Genomic DNA, 16682 nt, shown 5'->3' on the forward strand with positions numbered 1-16682 from the left:
CGAGGCAGCATGCTCCCCGAATGGGTCACCCAGAAATGTCCCGACATTTCCGCGCATCATCGCGACGCCGCCGTCGCGCGGCAGACGCAACTGACAAAACCGGCCGGCGCGCTCGGGCGGCTCGAGCAGCTCGCGATCGAACTCGCGGGCCTGCAAGCAACCGAGCAGCCACGTGCCGCGCGCGTGCCCATCATCGTCTTTGCCGGCGATCACGGCATCGTCGCGCAGGGCGTCTCGGCCTATCCGCAAGCCGTGACCATCGCGATGATGGCGAATTTCGCCTCGGGCGGTGCTGCGATCTCGGTGCTGGCGCGCGAGCTCGGTTCGAGTCTGGAAGTCGTCGACGCCGGTACGCTGGCGTCGGAGGCGATGACAGGCGTCGTCACCGACAAGCCGCGCGGCGGGACGCGCGATTTCAGCGTCGAAGCGGCGCTCACGCCGGCGGAACTGGCATTTGCGTTCGAATCCGGCCAGCGCGCGGTTGTGCGCGCCGAAGCTGGCAAGCCTGATCTGCTGATCTTCGGCGAGATGGGCATCGGCAACACCACGACGTCGGCGGCCGTTGCGGCAAGCCTGCTTGGCCTCAGCGCCGAGGAGATCGCGGGCAGCGGCACCGGTGTCGATGCGGCCGGCCGCGCGCACAAGGCGCGCGTGATCGATGCCGCGATTGCGCGGCATGGCGTTGCGGGCGCTGCGCCCGAAAACATCCTGTGCGCCGTCGGCGGTCTCGAGATTGCGGCGATCTGCGGCGCCATCATTGCGGCCGCGCAGCGCCGCATTCCGGTATTGATCGACGGCTTCATCGTGTCGGTGGCGGCACTTGCGGCCGCGCGGCTCAATCCGTCGTGCCAGCCGTTCCTGTTGCCGTCGCATCAATCGGCGGAGCAGGGGCATCGCCTGGTGCTGCGTGCTTTGAACGTGCAGCCGCTGATCAGCCTCGATCTCAGGCTTGGCGAGGGATCCGGCGCCGCCATCGCGCTGCCGCTGGTGAGGCTCGCGTGCAGCCTTCACAACGGCATGGCGACCTTTGCGCAGGCCAACGTGCCCGACAGAGCTAGCTGATCCGCTGATTGACCGAGACGACGCGCCAGCCGTTCGCGAGCCGGTCGACCCGGGTCAGCGACAATGGATCGATCACGAAGCGCAGGGCGGCTTGCGGCGTGAGATCCAGCGCGATGCAGAGCGCGGCGCGGATGGTGCCGGAATGCACGACCAGCGTTGCGGAGCCGGCGCCGATCCGCGACAGACCCATCCGCACGCGGGCAACCTGGTCCTCAAAGCTCTCGCCGCCCGGCGGCCGCCCGTGTGCCGGATCACTCCAGAATCGCGCATAGGCCTCGCCACCGGTCGCGGCGAGCTCGTCATGCTTCCGGCCGGTCCAGTCGCCGAAGTTTTGCTCGCTGAATTCGGGCACCAATTCGGGTTCGAGCCCCAGCGCTCGCGCCGTCTCGAACGTGCGCCGCGACGGGCTGGCATAACTCGCAGCCTCTCGCGGCACGCGCTTGCGCAATGCCTCCAGATGCACGCGATCGCCGAGATCGGCCGGCGCGTCGGCGGCGTGGATGGTCCCTTTGACGCCGTCGACGGGCGCATGCCGTACCAGCCAGAGGAAGGTCTCGCCTTCCATGCTCATCTCCAAGGAAGTTGGTTGTTGTGGCCATAACGCCGCAGCTTGCACATTGACTCTGTCCTGATCGTAATCCTAGATGGTTTGGACGGTTTCCTCGCGAGGGGATGAAAAGGGAATGCGGTGCGAGGACGTTGTCCCCAATGCCGCGGCTGCCCCCGCAACTGTAAGCGGCGAATCTTGCGTCACGAGCCACTGGGTATCTCGGTCCCGGGAAGGCGACGCAAGGTCACGACCCGCGAGCCAGGAGACCTGCCGTCAGCCGTGGTCACACGCGAAGATGTCGGTCGGGGAGTACAGACATTTGGTGTCATCGGAGGCGCGATAAGCCGAAGATGGGACCTTGGTTCGCTGTGACGTGCCACTGACGTCATACCGAGGTCCAAGACCGTGTCTTCCATTCGTATTGTACGACCGCGAAAATTCCTGCTCGCGTCCGCCGCACTCACGTCATTTGTTGCGGCCGACATGCCTGCTGCCTTCGCGCAGCAGGCCCGCGATGCCCTGCCGCCTGTCGAAGTGTCACCCGCCCAGTCCCGCAAGCAGGCGAAGCCAGCCGGCCGGGAGGCGCAGAACGCCCGCCGTGCGTCATCGCGCAGGTCCGCGACTGCGGTGGCAGCGCCGAAGCCTGCCGTGCCCGGCACCTCAGTGCAGACGCAAGCGGCGACGCCGCTGAACAGCAATGCGGTTGCCGAAAGCGCCTCGCGCCTCGGCCTGACCGTGCGGGAGACACCCGCGACAGTCGAGGTGATCTCGGCCGAGACCATGCGCGAGCAGGGCTATCGCACCGTGTCCGAGGTTGCGGCCGGCGCGGTCGGCGTCACCTCCGGCGACAATCCGGCCGAGCCCGCGACGTTCTCGATGCGCGGCTTCACCAACAGCCAGATCAACACGCTGTATAACGGCATCAAGATCGGACCGCAGAACATGACCTCGCGGATCACGGACACCGCCAATCTCGAAGCCGTTGAGTTTCTGAAGGGTCCGGCTTCGCTGATGTCGGGCGAGGGTGCTGCCGGCGGCGCGATCAATTTCGTCACCAAGGCGCCGCATACCGGAGCCATCAGGAACGAGGCCGATTTTTCCTGGGACTCGCTGAATTCGTTCCGCGCCCATTACGGCTCGGGCGGCAGCACCAATGTGCAGGGGCTCGATTACCGCTTCGACATCAGCCGGTCCTCGCTGAACGGCTTTGCCGACGACACCAATACCAAGACGCTGGATGTCTCCGGCCAGCTCAACTACCGCATCTCCGACAGTCTCAAGATCTGGGGCGCGATCGAGTACCGCGAAGACCGCTCCAAGGCTTATTGGGGCGCGCCGCTGGTGCCGGTCGCCTTCAGCGGCTCGCATGCGACCACGGGCATCGTCTCCGGCAATTACGTCTCGAACTACAACGGAACCAATCTCGGTGCCGTCACCATCGACGACCGCACCTTCAACACCAACTACAACGTCCTCGACAATCGCAACGTTGCCCAGGAAGTGTGGCTGCGCGGCGGCTTCGAGCTGAAGCTGGCGCCTGACCTGACGCTGAAGAGCCAGGCCTATGGCTATGGCGCCGAGCGCACCTGGTTCAACAACGAAGTCGAGGCGTTCAATTCCGGTACGAACCTGGTGGATCGCGAGCGCTTCTATGTTGCGCACAGCCAGCGCCTCGTCGGCAACATCACCGATTTGATCTGGGACGCGAACATCGCCGGCTTCGACAATCGCCTGGTCACCACGCTGTCGTCGAGCTATCTCGACTTCGTCAGGCCCGGTGCTGCGAACTTCCCCGGTGACTCCGTTTCGCTGGTCGATCCCAATCGCGGATTCTACGGCCTGCTCACGACGCAGCAGCAGACTGCGCGCATCGACAACGAGGCGCTGTCGTTCGAGGACCGGTTGAGGCTGACGCGCAGCTTTTCGCTGATCGGTGGTTTGCGCGTCGAGCATATCGGCCTCGATCGCAATTCGACCGATAAGAATGGACTGGAAAAGGCCGGCTTTCCGTACACCAAGGACTGGGCACCGGTGACGGGCCGCATCGGCTACACCTGGGAAGCCGTGCCCGGCCTGACCTTCTTCAGCCAGTATGCGACCGGTGCGGACGTCGCGGCCAACAACATCTTCCTGCTTGGTCCGACCCAGAACCTGGACCTGACCACCGCGCGCACCTACGAGACCGGCGTCAAGCATCTGTTCTGGGGCAATCGGGCGGAGTGGTCGTTCTCGGCCTACGACATCGTGCGCAAGAACGTCTATGCGGCAGCCGGCGGCCAGACGCTCAACATTGCAGGGCGGCAGGAGTCCAAGGGCGTCGAGCTTGCCGCGTCGGTCCGCCCGATCGAGCCGCTGCGGCTGTGGGGCAACATCGCCTATGTCGATGCGCGCTATGCCGATTACAATTTCGCCGGCGGCTCGTTCTCCGGCAACACGCCGCCGAACGTACCGCGCATCGTCGCCAATGCCGGTGCGTCCTACCGGTTCTTCACGCCCTGGCCGGTGGAGCTCGGCATCACCGGCCGCCATGTCGGCGACCGCTACAACACCGACGCCAATGTCGTGACGATGAAGGCCTACACCGTCGCCGACGTCTATGCCTTCGTCGATATCCCCAGGACGGTATTCAATGCGGTCGACCAAGCCCGCCTGACCTTCCGGGTGCGCAACATCGCCGACAAGCGCTATGCCATCTGGGGCGATCCGTTTTATCCCGATCAGATCCTGCTCGGCGCGCCCCGCACCTACGAGCTATCGGCCGCGTTCAAATGGTAGGAAGCTGACGATATGATGGGCGCGATCGTCCTGCTGCACCGCTGGCTCGGGATCGCGTTCTGCCTGCTGTTCGCGATGTGGTTCGCGACCGGGATCGTGATGCACTTCGTTCCGTTTCCGTCATTGACGGAAGCTGAGCGTTTTGCGGGGCTTTCCCCGGTCTCTCTTGCCGAGGCGAAGATCACGGTTGCTGACGCCGTGCGGGCGAGCGGGATCGCGGACGCAACGCGCGTTCGTCTGGTCCAGCGCGGTGACGGACTGGTCTATACCGTGTCAGGGCCATCGCGGGTCGGCGCGGTCCGCGCCTTCGACGGACAGGACACGTCGGTGACGTCTGCCGACGTCGCACTCGCGATCGCGCGGGAGCACAGCCGTCAGCGCGGCCTCGACGCTGCGCGAGCCGCGATCATCGCGCGTTCGGATTATGACCAATGGAGCGTGCCGAACGGGTTTGATCGCCATCGCCCCTTGTTTCGCGTCGCGCTTGGCGATGCGGCCGGGACGGAGGTTTATGTCTCGTCACGCACCGGTGAGGTCGTTCTGGATACCACGCGAAGCGAACGCGGCTGGAACCTCGCCGGCAGCGTCTTGCACTGGATCTATCCGACGGTTCTGAGGAGCAATTGGGCACTGTGGGATCGCGTCGTCTGGACGCTGTCGCTGCTGGCCTCGATTGCCGCCTTGCTGGGGGCGACGCTTGGGATCTTGCGGATCAAAATGCGAGGGCGTGGGGTGGCAACGCCCTATCGCGGCTGGCATGCGCTGCATCACGTCATCGGTCTTGTCGCAACCGTCTTCGTGCTGACCTGGATTTTCAGCGGCTGGCTGTCGATGGATCACGGCCGGCTGTTTTCGCGCGGGCAGTTGACCGCCGCCGAGGCCGGCGTGGTGAATGCGGCGCCGGATTGGGCGACGGCCCCATGGCGTGATCGCCAATCGATATCGCCATCGGCCCGGGAGATCGAGTGGTTCGCCTTCGACGGCAATGTCTACCGACGCGATCGGGTCGCTCTCGGTTCCCAGACATTGATCACGGCAGGGGATGCGTCCCGCGACGGGCCAGCGGGATTTTTGGGCACGCGCGATGTTCAGAACCTGACGGCGCGCCTTGCCACGGACTGCGGCCGACCATCCGCTCTCGCCGATCATGACGACTATCCCGCGCGGTCCACCGTGTTGGGTGCGCCCGTCTACCGCTCCCGCTGCGGCGACCTCTGGTTCGACCTCGACGGCGCCGACGGCAGCGTGTTGCAAAGGCTCGATGCCTCGCGGCGGGCCTATCGATGGTTCTACAGCGCGCTGCACACGCTGGACTTTCCAATCCTCATGGACCATCCGACACTACGCGATAGCCTCGTCGTCGGACTCTGCACGCTCGGGCTGGTGTTCTCCGTCACGGGAATTGTCATCGGGTGGCGACGGCTTCGCCTGTCTCTCTGACGGTCCGTGCGATTGAGCCGGGGCGGGGACGCCGAAACGCATATCGGGGAGGCTTGCGGAGAGAGGCAAATTTTCCAAACATGGGTGGTCAAGCATGGAGACCCCTGTGACGCAGCTCGATCTCGCCATTCGCGGCGGCACCATCGTGACGGCCAGTGACCAGTTTCGCGCCGATATCGGCATTCGCGACGGCCGCATCGTCAGCATTGCCGATCGCATCGAGGGCGCGGCGCGCGAGATCGACGCGACGGGGCTGCTGGCGCTGCCGGGCGGGATTGACAGCCACGTCCATATCTCGCAGGCCTCCGGCCCCGACGTGGTGATGGCAGATGATTTTGCCTCGGCGACGCGCTCGGCCGCGGCCGGCGGCAACACCATGGTGCTGCCCTTCGCGCTCCAGGAGAAGGGCACCTCGCTGCGCACCTGCGTCGAGAACTACCGCAAGCTCGCGGAGGGCGAGTGCTACATCGACACCGCCTTCCACCTCATCATCTCCGACCCGACCGCGGTCGTGCTCGGACAGGAGTTGCCGGCCCTCGTCAAGGACGGCTACACCTCGTTCAAGGTGTTCATGACCTATGACGACCTCGTGCTCAGCGACAAGCAACTGCTCGAAGTATTCGACGTCGCACGCCGCGAGGAAGCGCTGGTGATGGTTCATTGCGAGGGCTATGACGCCATCCGCTTCCTCACCACCAAGCTCGAGCGCGAAGGCCACATCGCGCCCTATTATCACGGCGTCTCGCGGCCGCAGGCGGTCGAGCGCGAGGCAACGCATCGCGCCATCAGCCATGCCGAGGTGATCGGCGTTCCCATCATGATCGTGCACGTCTCCGGGCGCGAGGCGATGGAGCAGGTGCGCTGGGCGCAGCAGCGCGGCTTGCCGGTGCACGCCGAGACCTGCCCGCAATATATCACGCTGACTGCCGACGACATGAAGGGCCTGAACATGGACATCACGGGCGCGAAATATGTCTGCTCGCCGCCGCCGCGCGATGCCGAGAGCCAGCAGGCGATCTGGGAGGGCATCACGACAGGCGTGTTCCAGACCTTCTCGTCCGACCACTGTCCGTTCCGTTACGACGATCCCAAAGGCAAGCTGACGCCGAACTCCCGTACCTCGTTCCGCTGGGTGCCGAACGGCATCCCCGGCGTCGAGACGCGGCTGCCGATCCTGTTCTCGGAAGGCGTCTCGAAAGGACGCATCAGCTTGCAGAAATTCGTCGAGCTGACCGCCACCAACCATGCGCGCATCTACGGCCTCTATCCGCGCAAGGGCTCGATCGGAATCGGCTTCGACGCAGATATCGCGCTGTGGGATCCGAAGCTGAGCAGGACGATTCAGCAGGCCGATCTGCATCACGGCGCGGATTATACGCCGTGGGAGGGCTTTGACGTCACGGGCTGGCCGGTCACCACCATCGCGCGGGGGCGGGTGGTGTACGAGCAGGGCAAGATCGTCGGCGACAAGGGCGCGGGCGAAGTGCTGAGCCGCGGCAAGTCGAGCCTGGTGTGATCGCTTGCAGATGTGAGCGCGACACCTTGTCCTGACGAGGCTTAATCGAGTCCGGTCTTGCCCGGCGCCCAATACGCTTTTGCCTTGATCCGCGATGACGCAACGCCGGCAGCTTTCAACGCGCGGCTGATACGCTGGATCGAGGATGCTTTGCCTGTCAGAACAAGCCGCGCTCCGTTTGCAGCAAGGCGCAGCAATTCCGCTTCGATGGTCGCGAGATGGGCATCGTTGGCGCTGCGCGCCATCAATCGCACCTGTCCGAGGTTGACGGCATTCAGCGCGTGCTGTGACTCCTCGACATCGGTGGCTTCGTACACGTGGAGGGCACCACCGGCCTGCAAATTGCCGCGGAGAGCTGCAGCAAGGCCGAACGAGGTCTCGTCGCCGAACACGACGACAGGCGCCTCGAAGCCCGCGAGATCGAGGGATCGGCGTGGACCGAAGAACTGGCAGGTGTCGCCTTCGCGCAAACCCCTCACCCAGCGGCTGCCGGGGCCGTCGCCATGCGAGAAGGCGAGCAGTCGCGTGCTGCCTTTGCGCGTGTCCCACGACATCGGCGTGTAGGTGCGTGCACTCAGGCCCGCGCCCATCGCGACCTGAATCTTCTGGCCGGCGGTCCACGCAACGTCCTTGAGGGCATCGCCTTCAAGCTCGATGAGCCGAAGGTGCGGCGAGAGTGTCTCGACGGCGGCGACACGCGCAGGGCGCATCAGCCATCGCAGCAACATTCGTGTGACTTTGCCTTGCGGAGCATGCGTTGGTTCGGACGTTTGCAGGGCTTGGCCGGACTCGTTCAAGGCGTTGCTCCCAGATGATCAAGACTTGGTCGTGAGTTCGTTGCCATGGCCGGGATCAACATGCGCTCCCGAGGCCGTGCTTTCGAGCCTGCTTACGAAATCGCTTCTCCGTCCGCATTCCGCGGACGCGACAATCGATTGCGATTTCCGGTCACTGTGCGGCGATGCGGCGCTCGGCGAGATATCGCGCCGGCGGCTTGCCCAGCGCCTTGCGGAACATGGTGACGAAGGCGCTCGCGCCCTCATAACCGAGATCGAGCGCGACGGCTTGCACGGAAGAGCCCTGATCGAGGCGCTGTAGCGCGATCAGGATGTGGAGCTGCTGGCGCCAGCGGCCGAAGCTCATGCCGGTCTCGCGTTGCAGGATGCGGGTGAGGGTGCGCGGCGCAACGGCGATGCGACGGCCCCAATCGTCGATGGTCGCGCGATCGGAGGGATTTTCCATCATCGCACTTGCGATCCTGCGCAGCCGGACATCGGCCGGCATGGGAAAGCGCAGATCCTCGACGGGTGCGACCGAGAGCTGGTCGAGCAATACCGTCGCGATCCTGCCGTCGGCGCCGTCGATATCGTACATCACGGGCATGTGGGTGGCGTGCAACAGGAGGCTGGCCAGCAGGGGCGAGATCGACATCGCGCAGCATTGCCGCGGCAGCGTCTGGGCCGCGCCCGGTTCGACGAACAGGCAACACATCTCGACATCGCCGGCGACGCTCACGCTGTGCGGGACATGGCCGGGAATCCACACCGCACAGCGTGGCGGTACGATCCAGACGCCGTGTCCGGCCTCCAGCCTGACGATGCCGCGCAGGGTCAGGACCAACTCGTCCTTGCGATGCGTGTGCATCGCCAGCTCCATGCCCTTCGTGACCATGTGGCCGCCGAACGCGGCGAGGGCGCGCGGCACGGTCTCGGGGTCGAAGTCCCCGAGATCGTCAGGGAGAACATGGTCGTCGTTGAGTCGGAAGAAGGGCATGGTGATCGATGATCGGTCCGGATGCGATGGGCTGAGTGCAGGTCATATCTGGCCTGCGATTGCGAGTTTCAACGCAAACGGCCCCAATCTCGATCGGTTCTAACAAACGCGCTTCCGCGGTTTTCCGCGCAGCCTGTCGGACGACGCGTTTGTGCCGCCGGAGGAGGACTCCACGAACTCTTTCGCAGCGACGGCTGCTTGAGCCAGATCGTTCGACTGCTCGCGAGGATTGTCATTGATCTCACGCTCAATGTAGAGGCGACCATGCGAAGGCTGCCGACGGCCAATACCAACATCCCCGTGATCGTGGCGGCCGGAAGATCAGCGGTGCACTGCTGCGGCATCATTGATCCCTTTTCGGCGACCGCCTTTCGGTGTAGCTCTGCGCCCACTTATGAGGCGGCGGGCGGCAGTCCTGCCCGTGACGAAATCATGTGAGGAGACACCAGGGATGTACCCGAAAGTTCAAATGTTCATTGCCGGCGAGTGGACCGACGGCACGTCCGGCAAGTCGGAGGACATCCTCAATCCCGCCACCGGCCAGCCGATCGGCAAGACCCCGCACGCCGCGCGCGCGGACCTCGACCGTGCGCTGGAGGCCGCCAAGGCCGGTTTTGAGGTCTGGCGCAAGACCTCGCCGTTCGACCGCTACAAGCTGATGCGCAAGGCCGCCGACATCATCCGCTCGCGCGCCGCCGAGATCGCGCCGGTGATGACCATGGAGCAGGGCAAGCCGGTGGTGGAAGCGCAGGGCGAGACCATGCTGGCCGGCGATCTGATCGACTGGTTCGCCGAGGAAGCCCGCCGCGCCTATGGCCGCATCGTGCCGCCCAGGATGGGTAACGTGACCCAGCTCGTGATCAAGGAGCCGGTCGGCCCGGTCGCGGCGTTCACACCCTGGAATTTCCCGATCAACCAGGCCGTGCGCAAGATCTCGGCCGCGCTTGCCGCCGGCTGCTCGATCATCGTCAAGGGTCCGGAAGAAACGCCTGCGAGCTGCATGGAGCTGGTGCGTGCCTATGCTGACGCGGGCATTCCGGCCGGCGTCGTCCAACTGGTGTTCGGCGTGCCGTCGGACGTGTCGGAATATCTCATTCCGCACCCGATCATCCGCAAGATCAGCTTCACGGGCTCGACTGCGGTCGGCAAGCATCTGGCCGCGCTCGCGGGCCTGCACATGAAGCGCGTCACCATGGAGCTCGGCGGCCATGCGCCGGCGATCGTGTTCGCGGATGCTGACCTCGACAACGCCGCCAAGATTTTGTCGACCAACAAGTTCCGCAACGCCGGTCAGGTCTGCGTGTCGCCGACGCGTTTCCTGGTGCATGAAAGCGTCTACCAGCCGTTCGTCGAGAAGTTCGTCGCGGCGGCCAAGAGCCTCAAGGTCGGCAGCGGTCTCGACAAGGACACCCGCATGGGTCCGCTGGCGAACCCACGCCGCGTCGACGCCATGGAAGGTCTGGTCTCCGACGCCGTGCAGCGCGGCGCCAAGGTGCAGGCCGGCGGCAAGCGCATCGGCAATGAAGGCTTCTTCTTCGAGCCGACCGTGATCACCGACGTGCCGCGCGACGCCCGCATCATGAACGAGGAGCCGTTCGGACCGCTGGCGCCGATCACGTCGTTCCGCAGCTATGACGAGGTGGTGGCCGAGGCCAACCGTCTGCCTTATGGGCTTGCGGCCTACGCCTACACCACCTCGACCAAGACGATGCAGGCGATCGGGGCCGACATCGAGAGCGGCATGGTCTCGATCAACCATCACGGCCTCGCGTTGCCGGAAGTGCCGTTCGGCGGCACCAAGGATTCCGGCTACGGCTCCGAAGGCGGCCTCGAGGCCATCGAAGGGTATCTCAACACGAAGTTCGTGACCCAGGCGAGCTCGTAACGTCGCCTTGTAGGGTGGGTTAGCCGCACGGCGTAACCCACCATCTCTCTTCTTGCGCGGAGAGCAAAGAGGTGGGCTACGCCTTCGGCTAACCCTACGAACTTGTACGTTGGCCTGACGGGCGAGACATGGACAACAGCCGTCACCCGCACCAGCGCGTGTCCCTGGCCGGGATGCATATCGACCGGACTTCGGCCGTGCCACTGCATCTGCAGATCGCGGCCCACATCCGCGACGGCATTCTGCGCGGCGTCTTCTTGGCCGGGACGCAATTCCTGGGCTCGCGGGAGATCGCGCGCGAGCTGGGATGCTCGCGCACGGTGGTGCTGACCGCCTGGGATCTGCTCTACGCCGAAGGCTATCTCGAATCGACGCCGCGCGGCAGCGTCATGGTGGCGTCCGTGACGGCCCCGCATGTGGAGCCTCCGTCGGCCAATTCGCCTGCGGCAAGGCCCGGCCACATGTCGGAGCGCTGGCGATCGCTGCTCGCCTCCGACTACGAGACCAACTGGCCGTCGGAGTTCGCGCCGGGTGCGCCCGACATCTCGACGTTTCCGTTCAAGGAGTGGTCGCGCCTGCTGCGGCAGAGCTGGCAAAATCCGCGCGAGCAGGAGTGCCTCGATCTTCCGCCCGAGGGACATCCGCGATTACGCAGCGAGATCGCGAATTTCCTCGGCTCGGTGCGGGGGCTCGTCTGCTCGCCGGAAGAGGTCGTCGTCACATCAGGCACATCGGGCGCGCTGGATTTCTGCAGCCGGATGATCCTCGATCCCGGCGACGAGGTCTGGGTCGAGGAGCCCGGCTTCGTCGAGGCACGGTGGGCGCTCACCGCGGCCGGCGCGAAGCTCGTTCCAATTCCGGTCGATGACAAGGGCCTCGTCGTTTCCGAAGGTATCCGGCGCGCGCCGCGTGCGAAGCTGATCGTGGTGACGCCGTCGCATCAATATCCGCTCGGGGTGAGCATGGGACTGGAGCGACGGCTCGAACTGCTGGACTGGGCCAACAGGAACGACGTCTGGGTGATCGAGGACGACTACAACTCCGAGTTCAGGCATCAGGCCAGCATGATCGCGTCCTTGCGCTCGCTCGACCGCGAGGGGCGGGTGATCTATTTCGGCACCTTCTCGAAGATCATGATGCCGAATTTGCGGCTCGGCTACATGGTCGCCAACAGGCGTTTCATCGACGGTTTCTCGAAGGGCCGCGCGCGCATCGAGGTGCACACATCAGGCATCGGCCAGCTCGCGCTCGCCGAGTTCATGCGGGAAGGGCATCTGCTGCGGCATCTGCGCGGGATGCGACGGCTGTACGCGGAGCGACGCAAGGCGCTGATCGATGCAATCACGGCGCTGATGCCCGAGGATCTCACCGTATCGTCCGCCGTCACGGGCCTGCATCTGGTGGCGCTGTTCACCGACGCGATGCAGGCGCGGATGAGCGATCGCGAAGCGGCAGCATTGCTGAAGCAGACGGGTCTCCACGTGCAGCCGCTGTCGCAGAATTTCCTGGAGCAGCCGACGCGGCAGGGCCTGGTGTTCGGCTATGGACGGCTGCGTGCGGAGGATGCCGCACCGCGGCTTGCGAGAATCGCGGCTTGCCTCGGCAGTGGCTCCCGCAACGCATCATCCTGACCGCCACTTTCCTCTCGTACTGTTCGTACAATAAAGAGAGGCTGAGCCGACCGCCGTGCATAGCTCCTGAGCAGCCAACTCTCCCGCAACGCCGTTCAACCGCCTGCAAATTAGACAGACGATTTGGGACGATGGAATTGCAGTGCAGCTAGTGTCGCGATTCATACGGAAAATTCCGTGGTGCACCGCACATGCTTCGCGCGGACAATATGCACTCCGCGCAGGCAGCGCTGCACCAAAACGTGCAGCAGGTGGCGCCCCGCGCAACTCGGTCGTCCGCTGGTCTAGTGGATTGCGACAACTCTGGCCCTATCCCGAGCCCGTCGCTCTGTCGCACGCTCGAAGTCGATGGCATGACAGGGGATGATGATGATTGCTCTCGGCTCGGCATTGGACGTTGCGATGCACGGCAACGACCGGGCGTCCGGTCCGGACGTCAACCGTAACTGACCCCACACATGAGTTCTTCCGAACATCACTGGGAAGTCGGCACCGATATCGGTGGCACCTTCACCGACATCATCGCCATCAGGCGCGACTCCGCGGAGGCGCGGATCGCAAAAGTGCCGTCGCGCCCCGACGCGCCGGTGCAGGCGATGCTGGAGGCGATCGAAGCGGTGGGCCTGCGCAAGAGCGAGGTCAAGCGCTTCGTCCACGGCACCACGCGCGTCACCAACGCCATCGTCGAGAACCGGCTGCCGAAGGTGGCGCTGGTCGCGACGGAAGGATTTGCCGATGTGCTGGAGATCGCGCGCTATCGCCGTAGGGATCTCTACCGTCTCGACATTCCGCCGAAATCGGCGCCGCTGGTGCCGCCGGAGCGATGCTTTGGACTCGCTGAGCGCCTCGACCACGAAGGGCGGGTGCTGAAGGCGCTGGATGAAGCCGAGATCGACCGTCTCGTGGCTTGGCTCAAGCAGACCGGCGTGCAGAGCGTCGCGGTCGCGCTGCTTCACGCCTATGCCAATCCCATCCATGAAAAGATGCTCGGCGAGCGCCTAAAGGACGTCGTCGCCCACGTTTCACTGTCGCACGAGGTCAATCCCGAGGCGCGCGAATACGAGCGCACCTCGGCAACCGTGTTCAACGCGGCCGCGATGCCGATTGCGGTGGAATATCTCAGCGAGCTGGAGCAGCGGCTGCCGATCGGCCCGGGCCTGCAGGTGTTTCATTCCGCCGGCGCGATGATCCCGATCTCGGCCGTGAAGCGGCGGCCGCTGGTGATGGCAATGTCGGGCCCGGCGGCCGGCGTCTCGGCCTCCGTCAGCATCGCGCGCCAGCTCGGCACGTCGCGCATGCTGACCTTCGACATGGGCGGCACCACGACCGACGTCTGCCTGATCGTCGATGGCCAGGCCGAAATGGCCGACGGCCGTATGCTAGGCGACAAGCCGCTGCGCCAGCCGATGCTCGCGGTTCATTCGATCGGTGCGGGCGGCGGATCGATCGTGCGCAACGGTCCCGGCGGCCTGACGGTCGGGCCCCAGAGCGCCGGTTCCGAGCCGGGACCATCTTGCTACGGCCGCGGCGGCATCGAGCCGACCATCACCGACGCCAATGCGGTGCTCGGCTATCTCAATCCCGAAACCAAGCTCGGTGACCGCATCGGGATCGACATCGAAAGCGCGAAGCGCGTGATCGAACCGATTGCCCAGTCGCTGGGCCTGAGCCTGACCGAGACCGCACTCGGCATCATCAAGGTCGCCAACGCGACCATGGCCCGCGCGCTTCGCCGCGTCACGGTCGAGCGCGGCATCGACGGGCGTGACTGCACGCTGCTCGCTTTCGGCGGCGGTGGCCCGATGCATGCCGCGGGCCTCGCCGATCTCTACGGGATTGCGGCGGTGGTCGTGCCCAGCGCGTCGAGCGCGTTCTCGGCGCTGGGCTGTTTGACGGCCGATTTCAGTTTCCTCCAGCAGCAGACTCTGCGCGCTGCCCTCGACGGCATTGATATCGCCCGCGTCTCGGAGCGGATCGCGACGCTGATCGAGGATGCCTCGGCGCCGTTGATTGCCAACGGCGTCGCGAAGGCCGAGATCCAGGTCGAGCTGGTCGCGCTGATGCGTTATGCCGCGCAGAACGACGCCATTCCGGTGTCCTTCACGCTTCCGCTGGATGCCGCCAGGCTCAAGACGGACTTCCTGGCGCGGCACCACGAGCTGTTCGGCTATGCGACCGGCGAGCCCTGCGTGATCGAGTCCGTGCGTGTCCAGGCACGGCGGCCGTCGACGATTGTGGTGAGCCGGCCGGCAACGGCGGTGAGGGCGGTGTCGTCAGGCAAGCGCGTCTGCTCGTTCGATGGCCTGCATGAAACCGAGACGGCGATCATCGATCGCGCCTCACTGACCGACATCGTCAGCGGCCCCGCCATCATCGAAGACGCGTGGTCCACCGTGGTCGTGCCGCCCGGCTGGCAAGCAAGACCTGACGTCACAGGCAATCTATTCCTGACGCGGAGGGCGGCATGAAGCTCGATCCGTTCGTCGTCGAGGTCATCAGGCACGGGCTTTCGGCTGCGGCCGAGGAGATGAGTCTGGTGATGACGCGCTCGGCGCGCTCGCCGCTGCTGCGCGAGGCCGGCGATCTGTCGTCCGCGATCACCGATGGGCATGGCGGTCTGGTTGGGCAGGGCCGGGACATCCCGATCCATCTCGGCGCGATGGCCTACACCATCCCCGAGCTATTGAAGGTGATGCCGCGCGAGAACCTGAACGACGGCGACGTGGTGATCTACAATGTCGGCGCGCTCGGCGGCAATCACCTCAACGACGTCAAGGTCGTGCGGCCCGTGTTCGTCGACGGCGAGATCGTGGCGTTCGCAGTCAGCCTCGCGCACTGGCCCGACATCGGCGGCACCTGGCCCGGCAGCTATTTTGCAAAAGCCATCGACACCTTCCAGGAGGCGATGCGGATTCCGCCGGTGCTGATCGCAACCTCGGCCGGCGTCAACATGCCGATCGTGCAGCTGCTCAAGGCCAACATCCGTGATCCCGAGTCCGGCGAGGGCGATCTGCTCGCCCAGATCGCAGCGACCAAGGCCGGCGAGAAGCGTATCGTCGAACTCTGCCGCGAGCACGGCAAGGCGATCTTCACGGCGACACAGTCGCGTCTGCACGACCTCTCCGAAATCGAGATGCGCGAGGCGATCCGAGCCTTGCCGGACGGCGTCTATGAGGGCGAGGATCATCTCGACGACGGCAGCGTCAACAATGCGCCCGCGCGCATCCACGTCAAGATCACCATTCGCGGCGACGAAGCCACCTTCGACCTCTCCGGAAGCTGCGACCGCGTCTCGAATTTCTGCAACACCACGCCGTTCATGGCGCGCTCGGCTGTCGCCTATGCCGCGCGCATCATGAGCGGGCGCGACATGCATCAGAACGCGGGTGCGCTACGGCCTTTGACCATCATCACGCGCCCGGGATCGATCCTCGAGCCGGGCTGGAACGCATCTGTTGCTGCGGGCAATCACGAGACCTCCATGCGCATCGTCGATGCGATTTTTCGCGCGATGCAGCACACCATTCCCGAGCGCTTGTCGGCCGGCGGCGCCACCACCGCGGGTGTGCTGTTCTTTGCCGAGCCGCGGCCAAACGGCTCCTGGAAGATGCTCTACGAGGTTCACGGTGGCGGCGAAGGCGCGCGGCATGATCGCCCCGGCATGTCGGCGACGCGCGTGCATCTGTCCAACACGTCGAACACGCCGGTCGAGGTGATTGAGGCGAGCTACGCGATCCGGCTCGAGCAGCAGGCCATCCGCTGGAATTCCGGCGGCGCGGGGGCGCACCGTGGTGGTGACGGCTCCGTTCGTACCTACCGCATCCTCGCGCCCTCGATGCATCTGACCACCTGCATCGAGCGCATGGTGATTGCGCCGTTCGGCATGCAGGGCGGCGAAGACGGCAAGGCGTGCCGAATCTCGCTGATCCGGCAGGGCGAGAACGTCGCGATCGACGGCAAATCGAACCTGGTGTTGCAGCAGGACGATCTCGTCACGATCGAGATGTGCGGCGGCGGCGGTTACGGCGCCGCGGCGGCAGGGTGAGGGAA

The 16682-nt window shown here is 65.2% G+C and carries 12 protein-coding genes and 1 riboswitch; of the genes, 9 read left to right on the top strand and 3 right to left on the bottom strand.

Translation table 11 applies throughout. The annotated features are described in order from the left end of the window. Positions 1 to 9: 9 nt before the first annotated feature. On the top strand, positions 10 to 1062 hold the full coding sequence (cobT, locus tag AB7532_RS12510; protein WP_441235087.1) for a nicotinate-nucleotide--dimethylbenzimidazole phosphoribosyltransferase: 1053 nt from the start codon (positions 10 to 12) through the stop codon (positions 1060 to 1062). Here cobT and AB7532_RS12515 read toward each other — a convergent pair. Continuing rightward, positions 1055 to 1627: a histidine phosphatase family protein gene (locus AB7532_RS12515; RefSeq protein WP_441235088.1), complete on the bottom strand. Its 573-nt coding sequence runs from the start codon at positions 1625 to 1627 to the stop codon at positions 1055 to 1057. The two genes, cobT and AB7532_RS12515, sit on opposite strands and share 8 nt — an antisense overlap. Positions 1628 to 1699: 72 nt before the next feature. Beyond that, positions 1700 to 1901, top strand: a riboswitch (cobalamin riboswitch). 116 nt (positions 1902 to 2017) lie between these two features. Between AB7532_RS12515 and AB7532_RS12520 the strand changes: the two genes are divergently transcribed. The 3 genes from AB7532_RS12520 to hydA all read left to right on the top strand — a co-directional run bounded on the left by AB7532_RS12520 (position 2018) and on the right by hydA (position 7343). Next, positions 2018 to 4387, top strand: a complete 2370-nt coding sequence (locus AB7532_RS12520) for a TonB-dependent receptor (RefSeq protein ID WP_441235089.1) — start codon at positions 2018 to 2020, stop codon at positions 4385 to 4387. 12 nt (positions 4388 to 4399) lie between these two features. Further along, the gene (locus AB7532_RS12525) at positions 4400 to 5827 is read left to right on the top strand and encodes a PepSY domain-containing protein (protein ID WP_441235090.1); all 1428 of its coding nucleotides are present in this window, start codon (positions 4400 to 4402) and stop codon (positions 5825 to 5827) included. Between the two features lie 94 nt (positions 5828 to 5921). After that, entirely contained in the window at positions 5922 to 7343 is a 1422-nt protein-coding gene (hydA, locus tag AB7532_RS12530) for a dihydropyrimidinase (RefSeq protein ID WP_441235091.1), read from the top strand. Positions 7344 to 7384: 41 nt separating this feature from the next. On the opposite strand, the gene AB7532_RS12535 is transcribed toward hydA, so the two are convergent. Next, the gene (locus tag AB7532_RS12535; protein ID WP_441235092.1) at positions 7385 to 8053 is read right to left on the bottom strand and encodes a siderophore-interacting protein; all 669 of its coding nucleotides are present in this window, start codon (positions 8051 to 8053) and stop codon (positions 7385 to 7387) included. Between the two features lie 238 nt (positions 8054 to 8291). Continuing rightward, positions 8292 to 9116, bottom strand: a complete 825-nt coding sequence (locus tag AB7532_RS12540; RefSeq protein ID WP_441235093.1) for an AraC family transcriptional regulator — start codon at positions 9114 to 9116, stop codon at positions 8292 to 8294. 198 nt (positions 9117 to 9314) lie between these two features. Between AB7532_RS12540 and AB7532_RS12545 the strand changes: the two genes are divergently transcribed. The 5 genes from AB7532_RS12545 to AB7532_RS12565 all read left to right on the top strand — a co-directional run bounded on the left by AB7532_RS12545 (position 9315) and on the right by AB7532_RS12565 (position 16677). Next, on the top strand, positions 9315 to 9554 hold the full coding sequence (locus AB7532_RS12545) for a hypothetical protein (protein WP_441235094.1): 240 nt from the start codon (positions 9315 to 9317) through the stop codon (positions 9552 to 9554). Between the two features lie 13 nt (positions 9555 to 9567). After that, a complete protein-coding gene (locus AB7532_RS12550; RefSeq protein ID WP_441235095.1) occupies positions 9568 to 11001 on the top strand; it encodes an NAD-dependent succinate-semialdehyde dehydrogenase in 1434 nt (477 codons plus the stop codon). 197 nt (positions 11002 to 11198) lie between these two features. Continuing rightward, positions 11199 to 12632 carry a MocR-like pyridoxine biosynthesis transcription factor PdxR gene (pdxR, locus tag AB7532_RS12555; protein WP_441235096.1) on the top strand — a complete coding sequence of 478 codons (1434 nt, stop codon included), beginning with the start codon at positions 11199 to 11201 and terminating at the stop codon, positions 12630 to 12632. 458 nt (positions 12633 to 13090) lie between these two features. Next, positions 13091 to 15100, top strand: a complete 2010-nt coding sequence (locus AB7532_RS12560) for a hydantoinase/oxoprolinase family protein (RefSeq protein WP_441235097.1) — start codon at positions 13091 to 13093, stop codon at positions 15098 to 15100. Continuing rightward, a complete protein-coding gene (locus AB7532_RS12565; protein WP_441235098.1) occupies positions 15097 to 16677 on the top strand; it encodes a hydantoinase B/oxoprolinase family protein in 1581 nt (526 codons plus the stop codon). Before AB7532_RS12560 ends, AB7532_RS12565 begins: the two co-directional genes overlap by 4 nt. Positions 16678 to 16682: the final 5 nt, after the last annotated feature.

The organism is Bradyrhizobium sp. 930_D9_N1_4 (assembly GCF_052076015.1).
Taxonomy (GTDB): domain Bacteria; phylum Pseudomonadota; class Alphaproteobacteria; order Rhizobiales; family Xanthobacteraceae; genus Bradyrhizobium.